The organism is Faecalicatena contorta (assembly GCF_021531995.1).
GTDB lineage: Bacteria > Bacillota > Clostridia > Lachnospirales > Lachnospiraceae > Dorea_A > Dorea_A contorta_A.
The window spans coordinates 1-3,191 of sequence record NZ_JAFBIZ010000179.1; the positions used below are offsets into that span (position 1 = coordinate 1).

A 3,191-nucleotide genomic window follows, 5' to 3' on the forward strand; every position below is an offset into this window, starting at 1 on the left:
TTCTCTATGACCGCTACAATACGGAAACTATGACCACAGAGGAACTGAAGGTTCTCATTTGGAGATATTTCATCAGTTACTGGAATAACAGGAGGATCTGCTCTGCTAACGGTGGGCTTCCTCCGATCATCAAGCGCCAGAGATACTATCAATCTTTGGACCTGGCTGCATAGTCAGTGATATCTTTGAGATAAATGTGTCAACCAATATTGACAATATCATATGTGTATTAGAAAATGGGCATCTGGGACAATTATATTTTGGAAAACGACTTCATGACAAAGCAGATTTTTCTTATCTGGTTGAGAAATGTGAACGCCCAATGACATCGTATATATATGAGTGGGATCGTACTTTTTCATTGGAACATATCCGACAGGAATATCCGGTTTACGGTACGACAGATTACAGACATCCGGCAATTGAATTGTTACAGGAAAATGGCAGCAGGATCAGTGAGTTCCAATATGACAGTTATGAGATCATTGACGGAAAACCGAAGCTCTCCGGATTGCCGGCAACTTACACAGAGTCCGAGGAGGAAGCGCAGACATTGCGCATCTTCCTGAAAGACGCTTTGACTGGTGCAAAACTGGCGCTTTTATATACGATTTTTGATGAATATAGTGCAATTGCAAGAAGTGCTTATATTGAAAATGCTGGTGAGAAAAATCTGCATGTATTAAATATGATGAGCTTAAGCCTGGATCTTCCGGATAAGGATTATGAATGGATGCAGTTGTCCGGTGCGTGGTCCAGAGAGCGCTATATTAAGAATCGAACATTGGAGCAAGGCATAACAGCTATCGACAGCATGCGCGGAAATTCTTCTCACGAACATAATCCGTTCCTTGCTTTAAAACGTCACAACACAGATGAAAATGCAGGAGAAGCAATCGGAATAAGCCTTGTATACAGTGGAAATTTCCGTATGCAGGCAGAAGTAGATACACATGATGTAACACGAATTACAGCCGGGATCAATCCAGAAGGATTCGATTGGAAATTAGAACCGGGAGAAAGCTTTCAGACACCGGAAGCAGTTCTGGTTTACAGTGAAAATGGATTAAATGGCATGAGTCAGACATTCCAGAAGCTGTATGCAAAGAGACTCGCAAGAGGGTACTGGCGTGATAAGGCAAGACCGATTTTAAATAACAACTGGGAAGCAACTTATTTTGACTTTACAGAAGATCGCCTTGTAGAGATTGCAAGGAAAGCAAAAGAATGTGGAGTAGAACTGTTTGTCTTAGATGACGGATGGTTTGGCGCAAGAAGAAATGACAGAGCTGGTCTTGGTGATTGGGTGGCAAATGAAGAGCTTCTGCCAAATGGCATCAAAGGCCTGTCAGAAAGAATTGAAGCACTAGGATTAAAATTCGGTCTTTGGTTTGAGCCGGAGATGGTAAATAAAGACTCTGATCTTTATCGAGCACATCCAGACTGGATCTTACAGACACCGGGAAGAAATACATCACACGGCAGATACCAGTATGTACTCGATTTTGCAAGAAAAGAAGTAGTAGATCATATTTACGGAATGATGGCAAAGTTATTATCGGAGTCGAAAATCTCATATATTAAATGGGATATGAACCGAAGCATTACAGAATGCTACAGCAGCAAATTTTCTTCAGACAGACAGGGAGAAGTGTTCCATCGTTATATTTTAGGTGTATATGATCTGTATGAACGTTTGACAAATGAGTTTCCAGAAGTATTATTTGAATCCTGCGCCAGCGGTGGTGGAAGATTTGACCCAGGAATGCTGTATTATGCACCACAGGGATGGACAAGCGATGATTCGGATGCAATTGAGCGTCTGAAGATTCAGTACGGAACTTCTATGTGTTATCCGCTCAGCAGTATGGGAAGCCATGTGTCTGTTGTCCCGAATCACCAGGTATTTCGCAATACTCCATTACATACAAGAGCGAATGTAGCATACTTTGGAACTTTTGGATACGAACTGGATCTCAACAAATTGACAGAAGAAGAGATCAAAGAAGTAAAAGAACAGATCACATTTATGAAAGAATATCGAGAAGTGTTACAGTTTGGAACATTTTATCGTTTGAAAAGTCCATTCGAAGGAAATGAGACGGTATGGATGGTGACAAATGAAGACCGCACGCTTGCGATCGTAGGCTACTATCGTGTTTTAAATGGAGTGAATCAGCCGTATAGCCGTGTCAGATTACAGGGATTGAACCCGGATATGATTTATGAAAATGTATGGAATCATACAGAAAATTACGGAGACGAATTGATGAATTATGGATTGATCACATCCGATGTGACAGCTGGTGAAGTGCCAGGGAATGTGACTCCTTGTACCGATTTTGAATCTAGAATATATATGCTGAAAGGCAAAAAAGTTCAGGAGGGAAGATAGAGCATGACGAAGACAAAACGAACCGGCGGAATGGTACTTGGAATATTGTTTATTGGATTATGTGTATCTTTCTTACGATTTTCACAATTTGGCGTGGATCCATTCAGTGCAATGAATCTTGGAATCAGCGGATTTATCGGATGGAGCTTTGGAACGTGGCAGTTGCTTGTCAATGCGATCATCCTTGTAGTTGTATTTTTTCAGGCAAGATCCTGCATTGGTGCGGGGACCATTATCAATATGGTATTTGTCGGATACATTGCAGACTTTATTTGTTATGTAGCGAATGATGTAGTGCAGATTCAGATGAATCTGCCACTGCGTATCCTTGCACTGCTGCTTGCTCAGCTGATGGCATCTATGGGAGTGGCATTATATATGGTCGCAGATATGGGAATCGCTCCATATGACAGTGTCGCAATTATAATCGAGAAACTGACACATCAGAAAATTCCATTCCATAAAGCAAGGATTCTTTCGGATGTTATTGTCGTGATCATCGGAATCATATTTGCAACTGCATCTGGGGCGGGTATCTGGTCGGTAGCAGGGATCGGTACAATTATAAATGCCTGTTTCAATGGCCCGTTAATTCAATTTTTTAAAACAAAACTGGAAATATTTTACCTGTAAACGCTGTCGATTATGAAGCAGGATAGAAAAATCTTGAACTTGCTTATAAAAAATAGAATTCTCTTTTTTCGAGAGAACTCTATTTTTAGAAAACCGTTATTTGAGTTGCAAGCCGTCTTTGAAGGCTTCGCCCACTCTTTTGTTTACCAGATAATAGCCATGC

At 41.0% G+C, this 3,191-nt stretch carries 2 protein-coding genes and 1 pseudogene; all 3 read left to right on the plus strand.

Annotation, left to right across the window (positions count from 1 at the left end; all coding sequences use genetic code 11):
- Nucleotides 1-173: pseudogene (locus JQM82_RS16550) on the plus strand (IS3 family transposase); the annotation flags it as partial.
- Nucleotides 174-196: 23 nt separating this feature from the next.
- On the plus strand, nt 197-2,395 hold the full coding sequence (locus tag JQM82_RS14765) for an alpha-galactosidase (protein ID WP_235251164.1): 2,199 nt from the start codon (nt 197-199) through the stop codon (nt 2,393-2,395).
- 3 nt (nt 2,396-2,398) lie between these two features.
- Complete coding sequence (locus JQM82_RS14770) at nt 2,399-3,028, plus strand: YczE/YyaS/YitT family protein (RefSeq protein WP_235251165.1); 630 nt, start codon at nt 2,399-2,401, stop codon at nt 3,026-3,028.
- Nucleotides 3,029-3,191 lie beyond the last annotated feature (163 nt).